The sequence below is a fragment of the Enterobacter cloacae complex sp. ECNIH7 genome, from assembly GCF_002208095.1.
GTDB classification, from domain to species: Bacteria; Pseudomonadota; Gammaproteobacteria; order Enterobacterales; family Enterobacteriaceae; genus Enterobacter; species Enterobacter cloacae_M.
Map to the genome: position 1 here is coordinate 4951771 of NZ_CP017990.1, position 21944 is coordinate 4973714.

Annotated in this window: 17 protein-coding genes and 4 tRNA genes; 3 read left to right on the forward strand and 18 right to left on the reverse strand. The window is 54.9% G+C overall.

Features of this window, described 5'->3' with window-relative positions:
* The first annotated feature begins 42 nt into the window (after positions 1 to 42).
* Positions 43 to 1254, forward strand: a complete 1212-nt coding sequence (locus tag WM95_RS24715; RefSeq protein WP_063408175.1) for a hypothetical protein — start codon at positions 43 to 45, stop codon at positions 1252 to 1254.
* Between the two features lie 507 nt (positions 1255 to 1761).
* Here the strand turns inward: WM95_RS24715 and WM95_RS24720 are convergent.
* The 17 genes from WM95_RS24720 to trxA all read right to left on the reverse strand — a co-directional run bounded on the left by WM95_RS24720 (position 1762) and on the right by trxA (position 16922).
* A tRNA-Pro gene (locus tag WM95_RS24720) sits at positions 1762 to 1838 on the reverse strand.
* Between the two features lie 45 nt (positions 1839 to 1883).
* A tRNA-Leu gene (locus WM95_RS24725) sits at positions 1884 to 1969 on the reverse strand.
* 22 nt (positions 1970 to 1991) lie between these two features.
* Positions 1992 to 2067, reverse strand: a tRNA-His gene (locus WM95_RS24730).
* Positions 2068 to 2134: 67 nt separating this feature from the next.
* Positions 2135 to 2211, reverse strand: a tRNA-Arg gene (locus WM95_RS24735).
* A gap of 102 nt (positions 2212 to 2313) precedes the next feature.
* Positions 2314 to 3699, reverse strand: coding sequence for a bifunctional threonine/serine APC transporter ThrP (gene thrP, locus WM95_RS27485; protein ID WP_023309635.1), 1386 nt, complete (start codon positions 3697 to 3699; stop codon positions 2314 to 2316).
* A gap of 197 nt (positions 3700 to 3896) precedes the next feature.
* Positions 3897 to 4637 carry a lipopolysaccharide N-acetylmannosaminouronosyltransferase gene (gene wecG / locus WM95_RS24745; RefSeq protein WP_045357198.1) on the reverse strand — a complete coding sequence of 247 codons (741 nt, stop codon included), beginning with the start codon at positions 4635 to 4637 and terminating at the stop codon, positions 3897 to 3899.
* Between the two features lie 12 nt (positions 4638 to 4649).
* Positions 4650 to 6002, reverse strand: coding sequence for an ECA oligosaccharide polymerase (gene wzyE, locus WM95_RS24750; RefSeq protein WP_059446096.1), 1353 nt, complete (start codon positions 6000 to 6002; stop codon positions 4650 to 4652).
* Positions 5999 to 7078: a TDP-N-acetylfucosamine:lipid II N-acetylfucosaminyltransferase gene (locus WM95_RS24755; RefSeq protein ID WP_063408176.1), complete on the reverse strand. Its 1080-nt coding sequence runs from the start codon at positions 7076 to 7078 to the stop codon at positions 5999 to 6001. Before WM95_RS24755 ends, wzyE begins: the two co-directional genes overlap by 4 nt.
* Complete coding sequence (wzxE, locus tag WM95_RS24760; RefSeq protein WP_063408177.1) at positions 7075 to 8325, reverse strand: lipid III flippase WzxE; 1251 nt, start codon at positions 8323 to 8325, stop codon at positions 7075 to 7077. The genes WM95_RS24755 and wzxE overlap by 4 nt, the downstream gene beginning before the upstream one ends.
* Position 8326: 1 nt before the next feature.
* Positions 8327 to 9457: a dTDP-4-amino-4,6-dideoxygalactose transaminase gene (rffA, locus tag WM95_RS24765; RefSeq protein ID WP_063408178.1), complete on the reverse strand. Its 1131-nt coding sequence runs from the start codon at positions 9455 to 9457 to the stop codon at positions 8327 to 8329.
* Positions 9458 to 9461: 4 nt separating this feature from the next.
* Positions 9462 to 10139: a dTDP-4-amino-4,6-dideoxy-D-galactose acyltransferase gene (rffC, locus tag WM95_RS24770; RefSeq protein ID WP_063408179.1), complete on the reverse strand. Its 678-nt coding sequence runs from the start codon at positions 10137 to 10139 to the stop codon at positions 9462 to 9464.
* Positions 10136 to 11398 (reverse strand): UDP-N-acetyl-D-mannosamine dehydrogenase, encoded by a 1263-nt coding sequence (wecC, locus tag WM95_RS24775; protein ID WP_063408180.1) that lies wholly within the window; start codon positions 11396 to 11398, stop codon positions 10136 to 10138. The genes rffC and wecC overlap by 4 nt, the downstream gene beginning before the upstream one ends.
* Positions 11395 to 12525, reverse strand: coding sequence for a non-hydrolyzing UDP-N-acetylglucosamine 2-epimerase (gene wecB / locus WM95_RS24780; protein WP_024907964.1), 1131 nt, complete (start codon positions 12523 to 12525; stop codon positions 11395 to 11397). Before wecB ends, wecC begins: the two co-directional genes overlap by 4 nt.
* A gap of 56 nt (positions 12526 to 12581) precedes the next feature.
* Positions 12582 to 13628, reverse strand: coding sequence for an ECA polysaccharide chain length modulation protein (gene wzzE, locus WM95_RS24785; RefSeq protein WP_023309644.1), 1047 nt, complete (start codon positions 13626 to 13628; stop codon positions 12582 to 12584).
* Positions 13629 to 13641: 13 nt separating this feature from the next.
* Entirely contained in the window at positions 13642 to 14745 is a 1104-nt protein-coding gene (gene wecA, locus WM95_RS24790) for a UDP-N-acetylglucosamine--undecaprenyl-phosphate N-acetylglucosaminephosphotransferase (RefSeq protein ID WP_023309645.1), read from the reverse strand.
* 242 nt (positions 14746 to 14987) lie between these two features.
* Entirely contained in the window at positions 14988 to 16247 is a 1260-nt protein-coding gene (rho, locus tag WM95_RS24795; RefSeq protein WP_008501566.1) for a transcription termination factor Rho, read from the reverse strand.
* A gap of 345 nt (positions 16248 to 16592) precedes the next feature.
* A complete protein-coding gene (gene trxA / locus WM95_RS24800; RefSeq protein WP_006179218.1) occupies positions 16593 to 16922 on the reverse strand; it encodes a thioredoxin TrxA in 330 nt (109 codons plus the stop codon).
* 144 nt (positions 16923 to 17066) lie between these two features.
* On the opposite strand from trxA, the gene rhlB reads away from it, so the two are divergent.
* Positions 17067 to 18335, forward strand: coding sequence for an ATP-dependent RNA helicase RhlB (gene rhlB / locus WM95_RS24805; RefSeq protein ID WP_023309646.1), 1269 nt, complete (start codon positions 17067 to 17069; stop codon positions 18333 to 18335).
* 6 nt (positions 18336 to 18341) lie between these two features.
* The gene (gene gppA / locus WM95_RS24810) at positions 18342 to 19826 is read left to right on the forward strand and encodes a guanosine-5'-triphosphate,3'-diphosphate diphosphatase (protein ID WP_088544996.1); all 1485 of its coding nucleotides are present in this window, start codon (positions 18342 to 18344) and stop codon (positions 19824 to 19826) included.
* 58 nt (positions 19827 to 19884) lie between these two features.
* On the opposite strand, the gene rep is transcribed toward gppA, so the two are convergent.
* The gene (gene rep, locus WM95_RS24815) at positions 19885 to 21909 is read right to left on the reverse strand and encodes a DNA helicase Rep (RefSeq protein WP_063408181.1); all 2025 of its coding nucleotides are present in this window, start codon (positions 21907 to 21909) and stop codon (positions 19885 to 19887) included.
* Between the last annotated feature and the right edge of the window lie 35 nt (positions 21910 to 21944).

Sequence of the window (21944 nt, forward strand, 5' to 3'; positions counted from 1 at the left end):
ATTTTGCAGCGTGGACTAAATCGTTTTTGAAAGGAAATCTCAATGAACTCGCTTTTGTATGCGCTTATCCAGGCGCTGCGCTGCCACCGCTGGCTGCGCCTGCTTGCCTGTGCTTTTATCTTTTCGTCACTGGGGAATGGTCTAACCCAGGTTGTGGTATTCGGTTTGCTGCTAGCGTGGTCAGCCCCGCCCGCTCTGCTCACTCTCGCTTTTCTTTTCGCTACGGTACCTGGGTTCATCGGCAGCATATTAGGCGAAAAACTGTGCTCGCTCTTTTCGCCGATATCGCTGCTGATACTGACCGAGGTGCTGGGCTTGCTCGCCCTGCTCTTTCCTCTGCTTGGCGTGGGTTACCACAGCGTTGCCGCATTGCTCGCCGTGCAATCCACCGAAGCCCTGCTCAGCGGGATGAGCTGGCCCGCGCTGACATTGCTCTTTAAGCGCGGACTTAGCGAAGCAGAGCTGCCCGCTGCAACCTGTCTGGAAAATGTGATTTTCGCTTCTCAGGTGTTATTAGGGACCGGACTCGGCGTGGTGCTGTTTCAGAAGACATCCGTGTTTACCCTACTGGCCATTGATGCCGCGAGTTTTCTGGGCTCATTAGTACTACTATGGCTGGCTGGACGCCGGTTTTCTCCGACACCAGGCCCCACCACTATGGAAAAGGGGGATGCAGCAACATTACGCTGGCAGGCGTTGACCGTTCGGCAGAAACGCAGCCTGCTCATCCTGCCGGCGCTGGCCGCCGTCGGCTCACCGGCGATGGCGCTTCTTCCGGCACTGGCCCAGCAGCTCCGTCCTCAGGATGCGGCGGGCCTTGCTTTGCCTTTGCTTTTCGCGAGGAGTCTGGGGCAGCTTTGTGGCCCCCTGCTGCTAAAAAAAGAGAGCCTGACGCGCTTTGCGGCCCACACGCCACGAATAATCGTTTGCCTGAGCATCTTTCTGGCCGCTTATGGCATGCTGCCGTTTTTGTCCGGGTGGACAGTATGTGCGCTGGGGATGATCTTTATCGCGCATCTGGCCTCGAATGTTCTCTTCGCAGCGGGCACGTTTGGGGTACTCAGTAGTTTTCCTTTCACGCAAACCGCTTCGGCCAGCGGTAAAGCCTGGCGCTGGCAAACGCTCAGCGCCTCTCTTTTCACCGGCATTGCAGCGGCGGTGGCTTCAGGATTTGGCTCAGTACAGGCGCTCTATGCTGTCTCTGCATCGGCCCTGCTGATGGTTGCCCTGATCATGCGCTTGTATCGGGAATAAGGCATAAAAAAACGCCTGCTATAAAAGCAGGCGTCAAAACAGGTCTGTAAGACAACATATTTGGTGCTTCACTCAACGTTGTGTCCATGGTGTCTGATGAGGCCGAAGCGACATCTGTCAGTGGACGATAAGCACCGTAAATGGCTCTGCGTCATTCCTGAGTTTATGAGGCACTAAGGCGAACATAAGAGATGGAATGAGCATCTACACGCATATTATTGCACGTAACGTGCCAATATAACACCCAGAACTTTTACATGACGCAACATTTTAAGATAAAAGGAAATTATGCTGCTAAGCGCCGTCTTAAGCGCTACAACGTATCGGGAAAAGGGGGGAATATGTCGCCAGGAGGAGACAGCAAAACCCATAAATGTTTTTTTATCTAACTTTCAATGAGTTGTATGTCGCTGGATTGCGACAATGAAAAAGGACGCTGTCGGAGAATGACTACAGGGATGAGAAGCCGCAGAAAACAAAAAACCCCGCCGAAGCGGGGTTCAAAATTGGTCGGCGAGAGAGGATTCGAACCTCCGACCCACTGGTCCCAAACCAGTTGCGCTACCAAGCTGCGCTACTCGCCGATGTACTGCTTTTTGAATTTTTAGTTCAATTCATTTAAAAAGTCGTGGTGCGAGGGGGGGGACTCGAACCCCCACATCCAAAGGACACTAACACCTGAAGCTAGCGCGTCTACCAATTCCGCCACCTTCGCAATTCACAACTCTTTCAAATAATGGGGTGGCTAATGGGATTCGAACCCACGACAACTGGAATCACAATCCAGGGCTCTACCAACTGAGCTATAGCCACCACTGTATTCTTTCACGCGGTACTGACTACTTCTCAGACCACCGCAGCTCTAGCGCCGGGACTAAAATGGCGCGCCCGACAGGATTCGAACCTGAGACCTCTGCCTCCGGAGGGCAGCGCTCTATCCAGCTGAGCTACGGGCGCTTAGCGCCGTTGCGGGGCTGGATATTACGTACCTCCGTCCCCGCTGTCTAGTGCTTTTTTGAAAAAAATGCGCGTTTGGTTATGGTTTGCACATTTTGCCGCTTATTCCTCCACTTTCTGCGTGGTGCCGCGGCGACCCAGGCCAAAAAGCTTATATGCGGCCGTCACAGCCGCCAGGAAGATCATCCCGACAAACAGCGACATGCGGGTATCTTCATTAAAGTACATACCGATTAATACGCAAATCAGGAACGCCATCGTCAAATAGTTCGCATAGGGGAACAGAATTGAGCGGAACGGATGGCTTTCGATCGCTTTTTTATGCGCATGCCGGAAACGTAGCTGGCTGATGAGGATAACAAACCACGGCACCATGCCCGGCAGTACGCTGGCGCTGTAGACGTAAACGAACACGCGCTGCGGGTTAGGAATGATGTAATTCAGGCAAGAGCCAATCAGCAGGATTACAATGGAGACAGCCACACCCGCCACCGGTACGCCGGCACGTGAGACTTTACTCATCGCCGCAGGCAGCTGGTTATTCTTCGAAAGCGCATAGAGCATACGCCCGCAGCTGTACATCCCGCTGTTACAGCCTGACAGCGCTGCCGTCAGGACCACAAAGTTGATGATACCCGCCGCCGCCGTGATACCAATTTTGGCGAAGGTTAAAACAAACGGGCTACCCGTCGTGCCAATTTCGTTCCACGGGAAGATGGTCACGATGACGAAGATCGCGCCCACATAGAAAATCAGGATGCGCCACAGCACTTTGCCCACCGCGCTACGCAGCGTGACCTGCGGGTTTTTCGCTTCACCGGCGGTAATACCAATCAGCTCCACGCCCTGATACGAGGCCACAACGATACACAGCGCCGTCAGGAAGCCCTTCCAGCCGCCGGCAAAGAAGCCGCCGTTTTCGGTCAGGTTGCCAAAGCCGATAGCGTGTCCACCGTTGCCAAAGCCGAAGAAAATCACGCCCAGGCCGACGACAATCATCACAATAATCGTGGTGACTTTGATCATTGCGAACCAGAACTCAATTTCACCGTAAAGGCGCACGGCTGCCAGGTTTGCCAGCGCCACCAGCCCCACGGCAATGAGCGCGGGTATCCACTGGACCATGTCCGGGAACCAGAACTGGACGTAGACCCCTATCGCGGTGATCTCTGAGATGCCCACCGCCATCCACATAAACCAGTATGACCAGGCCGTCAGGTAGCCGAAGAAGGGGCTCATATAGCGATGCGCGTAAACGGCGAAAGAGCCGGTTACCGGCTCCAGGAAGAGCATTTCGCCCATGGAACGCATAATGAAGAAAACAAACAGCCCGGCGATAATATACGCCAGTAATACGGAAGGGCCTGCCCATTTGAGCGTGCTTGCGGAGCCCATAAACAGGCCCACGCCGATAGTGCCGCCCAGCGCTATCAGTTCAATATGACGAGCTTCCAGCCCACGCTGTAGCTCCGGTTGTTTCTCTGCCATAGATCCTCGATTGTGTTTGCTGTTTCCCGGCTTAATACCGGGTATTGTTTTTTAGGGGTACTAAAATACGGAGCGAATGGTTTCCTAAAATCTGCCAAATGGCAAACGATGCATTAAAAAAATGAATGCATTGCACAGATTATCAGCAGTTTTGCAGGCGAGTTGCAGCGCGAATAGCATATCGCGCTACATTTTGATTACATTTTCCCGGTGTAATGCCAGGCGAGGTAGCGAAGCAGACGGATCTGACGTTTAATGCGCGTCGGTTGCGATAGCAGGCGGTACAGCCACTCCAGCCCCAGATTTTGCCAGACCTTCGGCGCGCGCGTAACGTGGCCGGTAAAGACGTCGTACGTGCCGCCGACGCCCATATAGAGGGCATCAGGACAGACCAGACGGCAGTCACGCATCAGGATCTCCTGACGCGGGGAGCCCATCGCCACGGTGACAATTTTCGCCCCGCTGTCACGAACGCGTTCAAACAGAGCCTGTCGATCTTCCGGTTTGAAGTAACCATTCTGGCTGCCGACAATATTAACATTCCATTGACGACGCAGTTTCTCCTCCGTCTGGGCCAGTATCTCCGGCTTCCCGCCAATCAGGAACACGGGCGTACCCTGCGCACCTGCGCGGGCCATAAGCTGCTCCCAGAGATCGGCCCCCGCCACGCGGGATACATTAGCGTCAGGATACTTTTTACGGATAGAGCGGACTACGCTGATCCCGTCCGCGTATTTAAATTCAGCCGCTTCAATCAGGCTTTTGACTTCCGCATTATCCTCAACCGCCAGCATTTTTTCCGCGTTGATGGCCACCAGCGTACCGGATTTCATCTGGCCGTCGGCGAACAGAAAGTCCAGCGCGTGCTGCATATCGCGCCAGCCAATTAGCTGCAGGCCACGTAGCGCATAGCGCGGTGCAGAAATTTTATCAGTCATTACTATCCTTACTCAGACTTGCGACAGCGTTGTGCTGCCCTGCCGCTCGCGCTTGTGCACAAGCCCTGCGCTGTCAAACAGCCAGTACAACAGTTTGGCCAGCAACAGGCAGAGGCCGAAAACGACCATGAAGAACACCACGCGCGAAACGAACGAGTCCAGCCCTTCGCGCGCCAGAACGATCATATTGAAAATGGCACCAAAGCAGAAACTGTGCAAAATGGCGGCTTTATAGCGGTTGGTCTCTTCGTTGCCGCGCAGGTAAAGCCAGTCGAACCACTTGATAATCAGCCCCACGGCAATCGCCCCGGGCAGAATGAACCACGCCCCCCCCATCACCACCAGGGAACCAATCAGCGTTGGCGAGATTGCCAGACCGGAATGGTTGTTCAGCACTTCCCAGGTAAAGTAATTTGCCGTGTTAAGCACCACGCCAGGCCGGTCCGGCCATAGCCAGGAAGGGATAAAGACGTAGAAGTCGCGAACAATCGGCGCCAGCCCCTGGAAATCAATCTTGTCGTAATTTTGCAGCAGCAATGCCAGATTTTCCCATGGGGAGAAAGTATCGCGCGTCAGGTAGAGGAACGTGTAAAACGCCTCATCCCCCGCCACGTTCATGCCGTAGCGCTTCAGCGCCAGCCAGAACATCCCGACAATGCCAAACACGCCTGCCGCAACCAGCATCCACAGCGAGATCCAGCCGCGGATGATGCCGATAAACAGGAAGATGGCGAAGGCGATGATAATGTTCGCGCGCGTGCCGCCCACAATCATGTAGGTCAGAATGCCAAACGCGACGGTGCTGACCAGGAAAAACAGCCACGCTTTGCTGTCCTGGCGCAGGAAAAAGACCACCAGCATCGCCGGAATGAAGAAGTAGAAGAAACGCTTAAGCGCCACGCCCGAGACTTCGGCCGAAAAAATCTGGCTGTAGGAGTGGAGCTTAAACAGCAGAAAGCCGTTATGCATGAAGAAGATACCGACGCTGACCAGGGCGATGGTCATCAGCACCACCCACGTCAGGTGGGTTTCCACCCGATTCATGGTAAAAAGCGGCCGGCGCGGGGCAGCAGCCTGCGCTGAACGCAGACGCGTTTTATAGGTGACGTAGTAGACGGCATAGAAGCAGGTTGCCGCCAGAAGCGCCTGGAGCAGGATTTCCGGCGGCGCGACGCTCACGTCAAACCGGAAGACCAGAATGCTGGTCAGCGGGAAGCCGAAAAAGAAGGTCAGCAGAAACAGTAACGAGAAGAAAACGTTAAAGTTGAAACGTACCCGGCGGAATTCAAACCAGGTAAGCGTGGCAATAAACAGGGTGCTCAGAAGCCAGACAACCAGTAAGCCGCTGAATTGCAACTGACTCATGCTTTGTCTCCTGAAGCGATACGCAGCGCGCGGTGCCACGGCGTGAGGTAATTCGGGCTGAAAAAATCGATGCTATTTTTATCCACCAGCGTGAGCTGGCGTTGGGCTTCCCGAACCACCTCGACATTCAGCGTGTCTGAGGTAAACAGCACCGGAATATGCTGCTCGGCCATGTCCTGCCAGAACGGATTGTCGCGGTTGAGCACGCACGGTACACCCGCCTGAGTCAGCAGACACAGCGTGCCGATTCCCTGCTGTCGTGCGAAGATGAAATAGCCAAGATCGCATTTTCTCAGCAGCGCAAGATATTCATCAAATTCCAGCTTATCGCTAAGGATGTGCAGGTTTTCTGCACTAAACAGCGCAAGCCCCTGTTGGCGAACGTCAGCAATATAGGCGTCGTTGTTGGCGGGATAGCCCATCGGCACCACAACATTCACCGTGTCGCCAAACTGCTGATGCACCGCCCTGAGCGCCGCGACGTGTTCGTTACTGCGATCGCCGGAATTCCCCACCAGGATCGTCAGCTTGCCTTCACGCACCGCGTCATTCGCCATGGCGTTCAGCGCCGGATCCATGCGGGTCGGGAAATAGAGTAGTTCTCCGCGCACGTTCGGGTGCTGTTTAGCAAAATAGTTGAGATCGCCTCGGGTGGCAAACACACAGCCTACGCGCCCCTGCGCCATGCGCCGCAGCGGATAGAAAAGACGGAATTTCCAGCCGCGGGAGACTTCGTAGAGATCGGCTCCCCAGATATGCCAGCTGCACTGGGAGGGTTTAATCCCCCCGCTGAGCAGTGCCAGCCACAGGCCGGTATTGAACTGCCCGTGGAAAAAGAAACGTTGCTTACGATCCGCTTTGGCTTTGGCAATGACCGCCTTCGCCAGCGCGGCCTTATCCGGCCAGAAGCGAATCGTCAGCGCCGGAAACGCCTCGCTCAGGCCCTTATCCTGACCTGCAACCATAAACTCACGCGCATCAGGATTACCCGATGCCAGCTCGTCGTTGAAGAACCGCAAAACGGTCTGGTTATGGTGTGGGATATCCGATCCCAGGATGTGAATCAGTGCAGTCATGCGCGTTTACGCCACAATAAAAATACGCCGCAACAGGCGGCGAAATAGACGATATAGGTTGCCATGTAGGCCTGAGCCGCCCCCAGCGCACCGTGCGCGGGTATCAGCCAGTGTGAAAATGCTGTCAGTAACGCAAACTGGCTAATTTCCGCCAGGATATACAGCCGCAGGGACGCTTTTGCAATCACCAGATAGCCGAAAACGTAAGCCCCCACTTTCAGCACATCACCCACCAGTTGCCATGCAAAGAGATCGCGCATGGCGGTGAACTTCGCCGAGAACAGCAGCCAGATGGCGACATCGCGCAGTAACCAGACGGTAAAGCTGGCCGCCGCGACGGCCGGCAGCACAAAGCGCAGAGATCGGAAAATCTCGCGCGTAATTTCTTGTCTGGACGTCAGGCGCGATAAGGTTGGCAGCAAATAGACGCTAAAGGAAGCCGTTATAAATTGGAGGTATGCATCGGAAATGCTGCTCACGCCCTGCCAGATCCCGACTTCATCCCAGCTATAATGCGCCGCCAGCAGGTTTCGCATCATCACGTAGGCTACCGGCAGCGTGACGGAGGTGATGAGCGCCATCAGGGTAAATTTACCCAGCTGGCTGGCAAGCATCGTGTCCCATTGCGGTTTCAGGTAGCTCAAAGGGATGTCGCCCCTACGCATCAGCATAAATGCCGCAGGCACGACAACCAGCGCCGGAACCAACGCCAGCCCCAGCAGTGCGCCTTCATAGCCGCCCAGGCGATAGCAGAAGTAATAGGCAATCACGCCGATGACGCTTCCCAGGATTAGGGCAAGCGCGTTCCCGGCGGCATCACGAAAACCTTTCATCAGCGCCAGCAGCAGGTTTGCCCAGGCAATGCCCATCTGAACCAGCGCGACCAGACGCACCAGCCCCTGATAGTGGGTGTGCCCGAACAATCCCAGGCTGATGGGCGCCGCCGCCAGAAGAAAGACAATCGCCATCAGGGTCGAAAAACCCGTGACCATCGCCGAAGAGGTACCCACCACCCTTCGCAGCTGAGCCGCATCATCATGATACTGCGCAACGTATTTGGTGACGCCGTTGAAAATGCCGGCACCGGCCAGCACCCCAAGGACGGTAACGAGCTGGCGGAAATTACCCGCCAGCCCCACGCCAGAGGGGCCAAATGAGACGGCCAGCAGCTTGACGACCAGCAGCCCGGCGCCAATTTTTACAAGCGTGGACGCGGCGGTCCACACCGATGCTTTTGCCAGAGACATATCAGCCGAAATAACTCAGAAGGGTATTAATCACCGTACGCTGGTTAACAGGCGCGAGGTTGTAGAACAGTGGCAGGCGAAGCAAACGCTCACTTTCTTTGGTGGTGTAACGATCTTCACCGGCGAACGTGCCAAACGCTTCGCCGGCCGGGCTGGAGTGCAGCGGGATATAGTGGAACACCGCCATAATTTCAGCCTCTTTCAGCCAGGCGATAAGATCGCTGCGGTCGTCGTTATCGCGCAGCTTGATGTAGAACATATGCGCGTTGTGGACGCAATCCGCCGGGATGGTCGGCAGCTCAATACGCCCGGCTTTGGCCAGCGGCTCAAGCGCATCGTAATACGTTTGCCACAGGGAAAGACGCTGAAGGTTGATACGTTCCGCCGCTTCCAGCTGCGCCCACAGATATGCCGCCTGCAGATCCGCCATCAGATAGCTGGAGCCGATGTCGCGCCAGGTGTATTTATCTACCTGACCCCGGAAGAACTGGCTGCGGTTGGTGCCCTTTTCGCGGATCACTTCCGCACGCTCCACGAGCGCCCGGTCGTTAATCAGCGTCGCGCCACCTTCTCCGCCCGCCGTGTAGTTTTTGGTTTCGTGGAAGCTAAAGCAGCCAATGTGGCCGATGGTACCCAGCGCGCGTCCCTTATAGGTGGACATTACGCCCTGCGCGGCATCTTCCACCACGAACAGATTATTTTTTTTGGCGATGGCCATGATGGTGTCCATTTCACAGGCCACGCCCGCGTAGTGAACCGGCACGATCGCGCGCGTTTTGTCGGTGATCGCCGCTTCAATCAGCGTCTCATCAATGTTCATGGTGTCCGGGCGGATATCCACAAAGACGATTTTCGCTCCGCGCAGGACAAAGGCGTTCGCCGTGGAAACGAAGGTATAGCTCGGCATAATCACTTCATCGCCGGGCTGGATATCCAGCAACAGTGCCGCCATTTCCAGCGATGCCGTACAGGACGGGGTCAGCAGCACTTTGGCGCTGCGAAAACGCTGTTCCATCCACTGCTGACAGCGACGGGTAAAACCGCCGTCACCACAGAGTTTGCCGCTGCCCATGGCAGACTGCATATAGTCGAGTTCAGTTCCGACAACGGGTGGTGCGTTAAATGGAATCATCTTGTCACCTGTATAACCAGTAGGCGGTGGCGTCGATGTTGGCACCACTCGCAATATAACGTTTAAGCGCGGCGGTGTTGCCCAGTTGGGTCGCGACCCGCAGCGTCACAAGCTGTTGCTGCTGCGCCCAGTGCAGCGCCGCCTGCATGAGTTTCTCACCCATGCCGCGCCCGGCTAATAAGCCAATACGCGCCTCGCGCTCGTTGAGCTTACGCAGCGAGACGAACCCCTGGATTTGACCGTCGCCTGCACGGAAAACCAGGCAGACGTGGTCAAAGGTGCCTTTGACCGCATTTTCTATCCACTGGGCATAGAAACGTCCGCTATCGTCAGGTGCATACCAGGGCGCACGAAAGCGGCTCTGTGCAAATGCCTGGGCCGCCATCTGACGCAGCACGGTGATGTCCTGTTCGTTTGCAATTTCCGCGCCGGACGCATCGTGCCGGGTAAGGGTAATGGAAAGGTCTACCTCACCTTCAACCAGCTGAAAGCCGTGCTGCTGGAGCGCATCAAGCAGATCGGCGCGCTCCGCCGGGATCTTAGCCTGCACCCGTTGCCAGGCGATAAAATCTGATTCAGCCAGCACCGGCGCGTCATCGCGCACACGTACGATGGCCGACGGCAGGCCGAAAAAGGCACTCTCCCACTGCAGGGACTCAAGCACCCCATTCAGGCTGTTCAACGCCAGACACCTTTGGTATCCACAATATACTTCTGACGAACAGCATCGCCGGACGTCGCTTTAAACTCTTTATGATCTACCAGCAGCACCAGCACGTCCGCCGTCGCCAGCGTGTCTTCCAGCGCCGTCAGCGTGCAGTGCCCCGCCAGTTTTGCCGGTAATTCATGGATATTCGGCTCAACCACCAGCGTTTCACCCTTGTGCCATTCGGCAATCATCTCGGCAATTTCCATCGCCGGGCTTTCACGCAGATCGTCAATATTGGGTTTAAATGCCAGACCAAAGCAGGCAATTTTCAGCTCGCTGGCGCGCTTGCCGCTCTCTGCCAGACAATCCGCTACCGTCGCTTTAACCTGATTGAGCACCCAGTGAGGCTTGCTGTCGTTCACTTCACGCGCGGTGCGAATCAGACGCGCCTGCGCCGGATTCTGCGCCACGATAAACCACGGATCGACGGCGATACAGTGTCCGCCCACGCCCGGGCCTGGCTGGAGAATGTTTACACGCGGATGGCGATTCGCCAGGCTTATCAGCTCCCAGACGTTAATCCCCTGATCGGCGCAAATTAGCGACAGTTCGTTCGCAAAGGCAATATTGACGTCGCGGAAGCTGTTCTCCGTCAGCTTGCACATCTCGGCGGTGCGGGAATTGGTCACCACGCACTCGCCTTCCAGGAAAATCTTGTACAGCGCGCTGGCACGTTCGGAACAGACGGGCGTCATACCGCCAATGACGCGGTCGTTTTTAATCAGTTCGACCATCACCTGGCCCGGCAGCACGCGCTCCGGACAGTAGGCGATGTTGATATCCGCCTGCTCACCCGCCTGCTGCGGGAAACGTAAATCAGGACGCGCGTCGGCCAGCCACTGTGCCATCTGCTCGGTAGCGCCGACCGGAGAGGTCGATTCCAGGATCACCAGCGCCCCTTTCTTCAGCACAGGCGCGATGGATTTTGCCGCCGCCTCAACGAATGCCATGTCGGGCTCGTGGTCACCTTTAAACGGGGTGGGGACGGCAATCAGGTAAGCATCCGCTTCAACTGGCGTCGTGCTGGCACGCAGGAAGCCCCCATCCACCGCCTCTTTCACCACGCGGTCAAGATCGGGCTCCACAATATGAATCTCGCCACGGTTAATGGTTTCTACCGCTCGTGCGTTGATATCCACACCAACAACCTGTTGCTGACGAGAGGCAAACGCGGCCGCAGTAGGTAAGCCAATGTAGCCAAGACCAATGACAGAGATGGTAGTAAAACTCATAGCGATACCCGATTGTGTTTAAGTGCATGCAAAATACGGCCACAAGCCTGCCCGTCTCCATACGGATTATGGGCCCGGCTCATCGCCTGATACGCTTCATCGTCATGCAGCAGGCGCGTGACCTCTTCGACGATGAGCTGCGCGTTGGTGCCGACCAGACGCACCGTACCGGCTTTGACGGCTTCCGGACGTTCGGTCGTTTCACGCATCACCAGCACAGGTTTGCCGAGGGATGGAGCTTCTTCCTGGATTCCGCCGGAATCGGTGAGGATCAGCCAGGCGTGGTTCATCAGCCAGACAAACGGCATGTAGTCCTGAGGTTCAATCAGAAGGACATTTTCGACATGGCCCAGGATCCGGTTAACCGGCTCGCTGACGTTAGGGTTAAGGTGTACTGGATAGACAATTTGCACATCGTCATTCTGCGCGGCGATTTCAGCCAGCGCGTGACAGATTTGCTCGAAACCCCGGCCAAAGCTCTCGCGACGGTGGCCAGTGACCAGAATGGTTTTTTTGCCGTTGTGAAGGAACGGATAGCGGGCAGCGAGCTCTTTCTGAAGATCGCTGTTTGCCAGGACGCGGTCACGTACCCAAATTAACGCGTCAATGACCGTATTGCCGGTCACAAAGATTTTGTTATCGGCGATATTTTCACGCAGCAGGTTCTGACGAGAGTTTTCCGTTGGCGCAAAGTGGTACATCGCCAGATGACCCGTTAACGTGCGGTTGGCCTCCTCCGGCCACGGCGAATAAAGATTGCCGGTACGCAGACCCGCCTCAACATGCCCCACGGGAATTCGCTGGTAAAACGCGGCCAGGCTTGTCGCCACGGTAGTTGTGGTGTCACCGTGTACCAGCACGACGTCGGGCTTGAATGACTCCAGGATCGGCTTAAGCTCTTGCAGAATGCGACAGGTTATCTCCGTTAACCCTTGCCCCGGTTTCATAATATTAAGGTCGTAATCCGGGACGATGGAGAAGAGCGTTAAAACCTGATCGAGCATCTCACGGTGTTGAGCCGTGACGCAGACTTTCGCTTCAATATCAGGATCGCAGGCCAGCGCATGAACCAGAGGTGCCATCTTAATGGCCTCCGGCCTGGTGCCAAATACGGTTAGTACTTTCACATCGATTCTCTTCGATTAGGCGATGAAGGCCGCAGCCTTCATCGTAGACGGCGTTCTTAGTTTTTGCGACGACGCGTTAACGCCACGCCAGCGCCCGTCAATGCGCCTACAATCCCCCACATGATCATCAGGAATGCACGACGCGGACTGTCGCGTTTTACAGGTTCTTCAGGCGTTCGCAAATAACGATAGGTCTGAAAACGCGGGTCCAGGGATGGGCCGACATTAAGCGTATTGAGCATCGCGCGATTTTGATCGTAATCGAGGTCAAAATCAGGACCGACGGCCTTCAGGTTTTCCAGCCGCGCCTGCAGCATAGGGCGGCCAAGAAGGAACATTTCTGAATCAGGCAGCTCATCGGCCGGCACGTCCGTCTCAGTACGGGAAATATTGTGCTGTTCCGCAATTTTCAGCGCCTGCTCAATGTTATGCACGCGGCGACCGAAAATGGTATTCGCCACCTCTTCCTGACGTTTCACCTGGGCTTTCATCTGGATGGTACGAGCCGCCCAGGCACCTTTAAGCTCTTCGTTAAGATGGCTTGCGGCACGCTGGCTGGCAAACGCGACATACTGACGCAACAGGTTGTTGGCATCCGGCGCGGTTTCTGCAATCAGCTTGACGCTGTCATTCACGCTACGCAGCGCGTCGCCCGGCATAAACTGAATATTGTTAATCAGATCGTCCAGCAGGGCGGCATCGGCTTTTGTATTATCAACCCGGCGCTGCTTGTAGTAATCCGTCTGGGACCAGAAATCGCGGCGGGTATCCCACGAAGCAAGCTGCATCACAAACTCTTTATAGGCTTCATCCATAACGGAAGCCTGGTCAGGCGTAGCAAGACTGGCTTTGATGTCTAGGTTACGCAGGAATTGCTGCTGGGAATAGTATCCCCCGAGCATGTTAACCGTTGGCTTGTCTGTGATTGCCGTGGCGCTCCACTCTTGCTTTGCAAAGAACGTATAGGCCAGCGCTAACAGGGCAAACCCCAGCGCGATCCCCGCAATCCAAAGTTTGCCTGCCCATAACACGCGAAACAAACCCCGAATATCCAGTTCATTCTCAGTTACCACTGATTTCGCTCCCGCCAACGGTTGAGTCATCATAGTCCCGGTTTTACTTAGTTAATGTTGTATTTTTGCCACTGTTACGACGCATCCTGCGTTTAAGACGTTTAATAAAACGCGCCACTTTCCATGCGCGCTTAATGCAGTAGCCGTACAGGAAAAATGCCAGCAAGAATAATGCCAACATAACCCACTCAGGAATAATATGAGAATATTCTGCAGCCACACCAATTGCGGCCAAAATAGCGGCGGCCAGAGTAATCAGCACAAACGCCTGACGAGAAGTAAAACCCGCACGCATGATGAGGTGATGAATGTGTTGGCGGTCAGGAGAGAAAGGACTCATCCCTTTGCGCAGGCGGCGATACATAATCGCCACCATATCCATTAATGGAATGGCAATAATCCACAGCGCGGTTACGGGACTTATCGGATGGGTTTGACCTTGTGTGGTTTCTAGCAGGATCCAGATAACCGTAAAACCAATCAGCGTACTGCCCGCGTCTCCCATAAAGACTTTATAGCGACGGCCCAGCACACCGAGGTTTAAGAGGATATAAGGCAGAATGGCGGCAATCATGGCAAAACACCACATTGCCAGACTGTACTGACCATCAAACCATAAAATAATGCCGATAGCGGCGAACGAGACGGATGACAACCCACCGAGCAGGCCGTCAATGCCATCCACCATGTTGAAAGCATTGATTGCCGCCCAGACGGCAAAGAGTGTCAGGAAGAAGCCAAATGGACCCAGGACTAACTCCCAGGGGCCAAACACATAGCCGAGGCTTCGCAGATACAGTCCACCCACAACCATCATCACCACGCCAATGGCCGCCTGAACGGTGGCGCGTATTTTCACCGCGATATCGAATCGGTCATCAAGAGCCCCGACTAACACCAGGACACCGGCGCAGGCAATGTACAGGGCGGCATGCGGAATATAATAGTCGGCAATTCCAAACGTGAAGCAAATCCCTGCGTAAACAGAAATTCCGCCGACTAAAGGAATAAGACCTTGATGGCGTTTACGAAAATTAGGTTTATCCACCAACCCTATTCGTTTTGCCACCTTGCGTGCAATGAACAAAAAACAGGTTGTGAATAAAAAAATACTGATCAGTTCAGTAACGGCAGTGAATAGATTCACAATGGATTGCTCTCAACAATTGTTAGTCCCGGAAGTATAACCATGAAGCCACAACCTCAGAAGTAATAAAGATGGCTTCTAACAACTCCCTTTGTATATTTTTCAATCAATTATTTCTCAGGATGCAGAAACGGCTCTATTGTCGCACCGACCGGTCAAAATTGGGAGTAGGTAGTACTAGCGTATAGTCCATAAAAGGAAAACGCCACGTAAAAACGTGGCGTTCGCTGGCTTTATTTGCGTTACGAGCGTTTCATCATGTCGAAGAAATCGTCGTTGGTTTTGGTCATCGCCAGTTTATTAATGAGGAACTCCATCGCGTCAATTTCACCCATTGGATGGATGATTTTGCGCAGGATCCACATTTTCTGCAGCTCTTCCTGCGTGGTGAGCAGCTCTTCTTTACGGGTACCGGAACGGTTGTAGTCGATAGCCGGGAAGACGCGTTTTTCAGCGATTTTACGAGAAAGGTGCAGTTCCATGTTACCTGTACCTTTAAATTCTTCGTAAATCACTTCGTCCATTTTAGAACCGGTATCGATCAGCGCCGTCGCGATGATGGTCAGGCTGCCGCCCTCTTCCACGTTACGCGCGGCACCGAAGAAGCGTTTCGGACGATGCAGGGCGTTAGCATCCACACCACCGGTCAGCACTTTACCAGACGCCGGAACCACGGTGTTGTAGGCACGCGCCAGACGGGTGATGGAGTCAAGCAGGATGATCACGTCTTTCTTGTGCTCAACCAGGCGTTTCGCCTTCTCGATAACCATTTCCGCAACCTGAACGTGGCGAGATGCCGGTTCGTCGAAGGTAGAAGCAACCACTTCACCTTTAACCAGACGCTGCATCTCGGTCACTTCTTCCGGACGTTCGTCAATCAGCAGCACCATCAGCACGCAGTCTGGGTGGTTATAGGCAATGCTCTGCGCGATGTTCTGCAGCAGCATGGTTTTACCCGCTTTTGGCGGTGCCACAATCAAACCACGCTGGCCGCGACCAATTGGTGAGGCCAGATCCAGAACACGCGCGGTTAAGTCTTCAGTAGAACCGTTACCACGCTCCATGCGCAGGCGAGAGTTCGCGTGCAGCGGCGTTAAGTTCTCAAAGAGGATCTTATTACGCGAGTTTTCCGGTTTGTCGAAGTTAACTTCATTGACTTTCAACAGCGCAAAGTAGCGTTCACCCTCTTTAGGAGGACGAATCTTACCTGAAATGGTGTCACCAGTGCGGAGGTTGAAACGGCGGATTTGGCTGGGGGATACGTAGATGTCGTCAGGGCCGGCGAGGTAGGAGCTGTCTGCAGAGCGGAGGAAACCAAATCCGTCTTGCAATATCTCCAGCACACCGTCGCCAAAGATATCTTCGCCACTCTTAGCGTGCTGCTTCAGGATGGCGAAAATGATGTCCTGCTTGCGCATACGAGCCTGGTTTTCCAGCCCCATATTTTCGCCGAGAGTGATCAGCTCAGAAACCGGCGTATTCTTTAATTCGGTAAGATTCATAATGGTGTGGGTTCTTAAACTCGGGGTGATTCTCGAACTTAATGTTGTGAATGGTATGGCAGGGTCATCCATGCCTGTTTAGCGGCCATCGACTCATGTCTGTTCGCTGTCTGGTCACAGGGAAAGAACGCAGAACTGAAACGACAAGACGGATTGAGTGACAAGCCCGGAATTTAGCCACTTCACGCACTGTTCATGTTAACAACGGGAAGTATCGGGTAAAACAAGATTCAAACAACAAGATATGTTTAAAACGAAGTCATAGCTAACTTAGCACGACTTCAGCCGGGCGTCCAGAGTTCCACATCATTTAGCCGGGAGCCCTGAACGCACAGCGGAGAAACCTTACGCCAGGTTAGCGTCCAGGAACTCTTTCAGTTGACCTTTGGACAGCGCGCCCACTTTGGTCGCTGCCACTTCGCCGTTTTTGAACAGCAGAAGGGTTGGGATGCCACGGATACCGTATTTTGGTGCGGTGCCCGGGTTTTGGTCGATGTTCAGCTTGGCAACGGTCAGTTTGCCCTGATATTCGTCGGCGATCTCATCCAGAATCGGGGCGATCATTTTGCAAGGACCACACCATTCAGCCCAGAAATCGACGAGGATCAGCCCGTCAGCCTTAAGTACGTCCGTGTCAAAACTGTCGTCAGTCAGGTGAATAATTTTATCGCTCATATATAACTCCACAGGAATAAGCCTGGTACGTTGGTTTTGTCTCCACCAACGACGTGTTGATGTCGCATTAACCAACTAAAGGTTGACTTTATTTCACCGGATACGCTTTCGTAAAGCAATAGTAAGCTGATATTCTACCACACTATGAGCAAAACACATTTAACAGAACAGAAGTTTTCCGACTTCGCGCTGCACCCGAAGGTGATTGAAGCCCTTGAAAATAAAGGGTTTCATAACTGCACGCCCATTCAGGCCCTCGCGCTGCCGCTGACGCTGGCCGGTCGCGATGTTGCCGGGCAGGCGCAAACCGGTACCGGCAAAACGATGGCGTTTTTAACGTCAACGTTTCATTATTTACTTTCTCACCCAGCGATTGCAGACCGCAAAGTTAACCAGCCGCGCGCGCTAATTATGGCCCCGACGCGAGAACTTGCGGTACAGATCCACGCAGACGCTGAACCCCTGGCGCAGTCTACCGGACTGAAGCTTGGCCTGGCCTATGGCGGCGACGGCTACGATAAACAGCTGAAAGTGCTGGAAAGCGGTGTGGATATCCTGATCGGTACCACCGGCCGTCTTATCGATTACGCCAAACAGAACCACATTAACCTCGGTGCCATCCAGGTTGTGGTGCTCGATGAAGCTGACCGCATGTACGATCTGGGCTTCATTAAAGACATTCGCTGGCTGTTCCGCCGCATGCCGCCGGCCAATCAGCGTCTGAATATGCTGTTCTCCGCTACCCTTTCTTATCGCGTACGCGAGCTGGCGTTCGAACAGATGAACAACGCCGAATATGTAGAAGTGGAACCGGAGCAGAAAACGGGTCACCGCATTAAAGAAGAGCTCTTCTATCCTTCCAATGAAGAGAAAATGCGTCTGCTGCAAACGCTGATTGAAGAAGAGTGGCCAGATCGCGCCATTATCTTCGCGAACACCAAGCACCGTTGTGAAGACATCTGGGGCCATCTGGCTGCAGACGGTCACCGTGTTGGCCTGTTGACCGGCGACGTGGCGCAGAAAAAACGCCTGCGTATTCTGGAAGAGTTTACCCGTGGCGATCTTGATATTCTGGTCGCAACCGACGTTGCCGCTCGTGGTCTGCACATTCCGGCCGTGACGCACGTCTTTAACTACGATCTGCCAGACGACTGCGAAGACTACGTACACCGTATCGGTCGTACCGGTCGTGCGGGCGCAAGCGGTCACTCGATCAGCCTTGCGTGTGAAGAGTATGCGCTGAATCTCCCGGCCATTGAGACGTATATCGGTCACTCTATTCCGCAGAGCAAATACAATCCGGAAGCGCTGTTAAGCGAACTGCCGCCGCCTAAGCGTCTAACCCGCCCACGCTCCGGCAATGGTCCGCGTCGTTCAGGTGGCGCGCCGCGTAATCGTCGTCGTTCAGGTTAAGAAAATATGCTCAGCTCCACCTCGCTTTATGCGGCAATTGATCTCGGTTCGAATAGTTTTCATATGCTGGTTGTGCGCGAGGTGGCGGGAAGCATACAAACGCTGACGCGCATCAAGCGCAAGGTCCGCCTCGCTGCGGGCCTGAGCAGTGACAATCACCTCTCGCCTGAAGCCATGGAACGTGGCTGGCAGTGTCTGCGGCTCTTTGCCGAACGTCTTCAGGATATCCCGCACGCCCAAATCACCGTGGTCGCCACTGCGACACTCCGCCTGGCGGTTAACGCTGTGGATTTCATTGCCAGAGCGCAGGAAATTCTGGGTTGTCCGGTACAGATTATCAGCGGTGAAGAAGAAGCTCGCCTGATTTACCAGGGCGTTGCGCACACCACGGGAGGTGACGATCGCCGTCTGGTGGTGGATATCGGTGGTGCCAGTACCGAGCTTGTGACCGGTACCGGCGCGCAGGCAACGTCGCTGTTCAGCCTGTCGATGGGCTGCGTGACCTGGCTTGAGCGCTACTTTACCGATCGGAATCTGGCGAAAGAGAACTTCGACGAGGCAGAAAACGCCGCGCGCGAAGTGTTACGCCCGGTGATGGACGAGCTGCGCTATCACGGCTGGAAAGTCTGCGTGGGTGCCTCGGGTACCGTGCAGGCTCTGCAGGAAATCATGATGGCGCAAGGAATGGACGAGCGGATTACGCTTGCCAAGCTTCAGCAGCTAAAACAGCGCGCCATTCAGTGTGGACGCCTGGAAGAGCTGGAAATTGAAGGCCTGACGCTGGAACGCGCACTGGTCTTCCCGAGCGGGCTGGCTATTCTTATCGCTATTTTCACCGAACTGAACATCCAGTGTATGACCCTGGCCGGCGGCGCGCTGCGCGAAGGTCTGGTCTACGGGATGTTACATCTTTCGGTCGATCAGGATATCCGCAGCCGTACTCTGCGCAATGTGCAGCGTCGTTTTATGGTTGATATCGATCAGGCCGGACGCGTATCGCAGCTGGCGTCACGCTTCGCCGATCAGGTCGCTAACGTCTGGGATCTTGACCATCTGTGCCGGGATTTACTGCTGAGCGCCTGCGCGCTACATGAAGTGGGGCTGAGCATTGATTTTAAGCAGGCACCGGCTCATGCAGCGTATCTGGTGCGAAACCTTGATCTACCGGGCTATACGCCCGCGCAGAAAAAGCTGCTGGCAACGCTGCTGCTGAACCAGACCAATGCCGTCGATCTCTCCTCTTTGCATCAGCAAAACGCCGTACCGCCGCGCGTAGCCGAGCATCTGTGCCGCCTGCTGCGTCTGGCTATCCTCTTTGCCAGCCGCCGCCGCGATGATTTGCTGCCAGCCATTAATCTGGTGGCCGATGACGAGAAGCTTTCGCTGACGCTGCCGGAGAACTGGATTGATCGTCACCCGTTAGGGGCCGAGATGATCGAACAGGAGTGCCAGTGGCAGAGCTACGTGCACTGGGTGCTGGAAGTAAAGTAATACGCTGAACATTGCCGGGTGCGGCTTCGCCTTACCCGGCCTACAGATCCCTACGGAATTATCCTTTCTCTTTGGCTTTTGCCAGCATGGCGCGGATGTTTGCCACGTTAGCCTGACCCTTGTGCATCCGCTCTTCTGCGGTAATCACTTTGCGCTCCTGTTCCCAGATCAGGTCATCCTGCGGCAGTTCCAGCAGGAAACGACTCGGCTCCGGGCGTACCAGTTCACCATACTGGCGGCGCTCTTTACACAGCGTGAACGTCAGCTCTTTCTGCGCGCGGGTGATCCCCACGTAGGCCAGACGGCGCTCCTCGTCGACGTTATCTTCATCAATGCTGCTCTGGTGCGGCAACAATCCCTCTTCCATGCCGACCAGATACACATACGGGAACTCCAGCCCTTTTGACGCATGCAGCGTCATCAGCTGAACCTGATCGGCCTCTTCTTTGCTCTCGCCGCGCTCCATCATGTCGCGCAGGGTAAAGCGAGTGACCACCTGCGTCAGGGTCATTGGCTCGTCGATTTCAGAGCCCTCCAGCATTTCGGTCATCCAGCTGAAGAGCTGGTTAACGTTTTTCATGCGCATCTCAGCCGCCTTCGGGCTGGCTGAGGTTTCATACAGCCAGGACTCATAGTCAATGCCGTGAATGAGATCGCGCACCGCCGCCACCGGCTCCCGCTCCGCGAGACGCTGTACTTCGCCAAGCCAGTGGGTGAAGCGGGTTAACGAATCATAACCACGTCCGGTTAACGTCTGGCTCAGCCCCATGTCGAAGCTGGCGGTAAACATGCTTTTGTTGCGGGTCATCGCCCACTCGCCGAGCTTTTGCAGCGTCGCCGGGCCAATCTCGCGTTTAGGCGTATTCACGATGCGCAGAAACGCGCTGTCGTCATCCGGGTTAGTAAGCACGCGAAGATAGGCCAGCAGATCTTTGATTTCTGGCCGCGAGAAGAACGACGTGCCGCCCGAGATTTTGTACGGAATGCGGTTCTGCATCAGCATCTTTTCAAAGACGCGCGACTGGTGATTGCCGCGATAGAGGATCGCGTAATCCTTATATTCGGTTTTGTTGACGAAGTGGTGAGCGATAAGTTCGCCCGTCACGCGCTCCGCTTCATGATCCTCATTGTTGGCGCTGAGCACTTTCAGCTCCGTGCCGTAGCCCAGTTCGGAGAAGAGACGCTTCTCAAATACGTGCGGGTTATTGGCAATCAGGATGTTTGCCGCCTTCAGGATACGCCCGGAGGAGCGGTAGTTTTGCTCCAGCTTAATCACCTGCAGGGCCGGGAAATCTTTGCTCAGCAGCACCAGGTTTTGTGGGCGCGCACCGCGCCAGGAGTAAATTGACTGGTCGTCGTCGCCTACCACGGTGAAACGCGCGCGCTGCCCCACCAGCAGCTTCACCAGCTCGTACTGGCTGGTGTTGGTGTCCTGATATTCATCCACCAGCAGGTAGCGGATTTTGTTCTGCCAGCGCTCGCGCACCTCTTCATTGCGCTGCAGCAGCAGCGTGGGCAGCAGGATCAGATCGTCAAAGTCCAGCACGTTACACGCTTTCATATGCGCATCGTACAGACCGTAGCAGTGGGCGAAGATCCGATCCCGTTCACCTTTGGCGATCGCCGCGGCCTGGGCCGGCGTCATCAGATCGTTTTTCCAGTTCGAGATCGTCGAGATCAGCTGCTGCAACAGCACTTTGTCATCTTCGATGAGCCCCTCGGTGAGCTCTTTGAGCAGCGCCACCTGATCGGTGTCATCGAAGAGCGAGAAGTTGGACTTCATTCCCAGCGCCGCATACTCGCGTTTGATGATATCTAGTCCCAGCGTGTGGAAAGTGGAAATCATCAGGCCGCGCGCCTCTTTACGACCCAGCGTCTGGCCGACGCGCTCTTTCATCTCGCGCGCCGCTTTATTGGTAAAGGTGACCGCCGCAATGTGTCGCGCCTGATATCCACAGTTGTGGATCAGATGGGCGATTTTGTTGGTGATCACGCGGGTTTTACCCGAACCGGCCCCTGCCAGCACCAGGCATGGTCCAGTAACGAATTCGACCGCTTGTTGTTGTCCAGGGTTTAAACGCATGGGAGTGTTGCTCAATCTTCGAACGGGGTGTGGAT

Excerpts from the sequence above, each read along its gene's own strand:
- WM95_RS24715 (WP_063408175.1), top strand. The coding sequence starts at position 43 with ATGAACTCGCTTTTGTATGCGCTTATCCAGGCGCTGCGCTGCCACCGC.
- thrP (WP_023309635.1), bottom strand. The coding sequence starts at position 3,699 with ATGGCAGAGAAACAACCGGAGCTACAGCGTGGGCTGGAAGCTCGTCAT.
- wecG (WP_045357198.1), bottom strand. The coding sequence starts at position 4,637 with ATGACTGATAAAATTTCTGCACCGCGCTATGCGCTACGTGGCCTGCAG.
- wzyE (WP_059446096.1), bottom strand. The coding sequence starts at position 6,002 with ATGAGTCAGTTGCAATTCAGCGGCTTACTGGTTGTCTGGCTTCTGAGC.
- WM95_RS24755 (WP_063408176.1), bottom strand. The coding sequence starts at position 7,078 with ATGACTGCACTGATTCACATCCTGGGATCGGATATCCCACACCATAAC.
- wzxE (WP_063408177.1), bottom strand. The coding sequence starts at position 8,325 with ATGTCTCTGGCAAAAGCATCGGTGTGGACCGCCGCGTCCACGCTTGTA.
- rffA (WP_063408178.1), bottom strand. The coding sequence starts at position 9,457 with ATGATTCCATTTAACGCACCACCCGTTGTCGGAACTGAACTCGACTAT.
- wecC (WP_063408180.1), bottom strand. The coding sequence starts at position 11,398 with ATGAGTTTTACTACCATCTCTGTCATTGGTCTTGGCTACATTGGCTTA.
- wzzE (WP_023309644.1), bottom strand. The coding sequence starts at position 13,628 with ATGACTCAACCGTTGGCGGGAGCGAAATCAGTGGTAACTGAGAATGAA.
- rho (WP_008501566.1), bottom strand. The coding sequence starts at position 16,247 with ATGAATCTTACCGAATTAAAGAATACGCCGGTTTCTGAGCTGATCACT.
- trxA (WP_006179218.1), bottom strand. The coding sequence starts at position 16,922 with ATGAGCGATAAAATTATTCACCTGACTGACGACAGTTTTGACACGGAC.
- rhlB (WP_023309646.1), top strand. The coding sequence starts at position 17,067 with ATGAGCAAAACACATTTAACAGAACAGAAGTTTTCCGACTTCGCGCTG.
- gppA (WP_088544996.1), top strand. The coding sequence starts at position 18,342 with ATGCTCAGCTCCACCTCGCTTTATGCGGCAATTGATCTCGGTTCGAAT.
- rep (WP_063408181.1), bottom strand. The coding sequence starts at position 21,909 with ATGCGTTTAAACCCTGGACAACAACAAGCGGTCGAATTCGTTACTGGA.